Annotated in this window: 1 protein-coding gene; it reads left to right on the top strand. The window is 29.1% G+C overall.

Going from position 1 to position 999, the window contains the following annotated elements:
* The first annotated feature begins 250 nt into the window (after positions 1 to 250).
* A complete protein-coding gene (locus V7014_RS03180; protein ID WP_335504108.1) occupies positions 251 to 922 on the top strand; it encodes a Crp/Fnr family transcriptional regulator in 672 nt (223 codons plus the stop codon).
* Positions 923 to 999 lie beyond the last annotated feature (77 nt).

Below are 999 nucleotides of genomic sequence, written 5' to 3' on the forward strand. Positions count from 1 at the left end.
CGTAAATGTAAAAATCTAAGGCACCATTACCTTTTTGGACACCTTCTTCTTTATATAATGTATTCCCGAGTTGCCTTCATTCTCTTTTATTACTCATAAAATCTCAAATTATATACTTTAAAAATAATAGTTCAGAAAAACTCCTCACATTATATTCATAAACTAATGTTATGATTATATTGTAAGCGTGTACTCAAAATAATCATAACCGCAAATAAAGTTAGTTTGAAGGAAGAAGGGATTTTTTAGTATGGAGAGAAATATCGTTCAAGAACTAAAAAAATTCGAGATATTTTCCGACTTTTCAAATGCAGAACTACGAGAGTTGAAGTCTTGTGTATATTGGAGAACTTATAAAAAAGGCCAACTTTTATTCGTAGAAGATGATCCAAGAGAAAGAATTTACTTTTTACTAGGTGGCTTTGTAAAGCTAATTCGAGATAATAAAGAAGGCGAAATGATATATTTTGATTATATAAAGTCGTACACGATGTTTCCTTACGGTGGTTTATTAATTGATACTAAATATCATTATTCTGCTGAAGCGATTACAGATATAGAGCTTTTCTATCTTCCAACTTCTATTTTTGAAGAACATTTAAAGAATAATCGTAACCAGCTTATCAAAATTGTAAATAAATTATCCAACCTACTTGAATTGCACGAAAATAGAATTCAAAAAATACCCAATGCACAACAACGTGTAATACAAACTCTTAGTTATTTAATGACCGATTTAGGTGAAGAACAAAAACATGACGTAGTCATTAACTGTCCCATCACAACAACTGAAATATCTAAACTATCTGGAACATCACGTGAAACAGTTAGTCAGGTTTTCAAACAATTAAAACAGGAAAATAAAGTATCTACTAAACAAAAAAAAATCTTCATTCATATGCCAGAATATTTCAGACAGTAAAATAATTACTGCTCTTGTTATACTGCCCTAACAAATATGAATAATACAAAGTAGATCATTAAAAAGTGATGAATAAT

The sequence above is a fragment of the Bacillus sp. JJ722 genome (assembly GCF_036963345.1).
Lineage (GTDB): Bacteria > Bacillota > Bacilli > Bacillales > DSM-1321 > Bacillus_AD.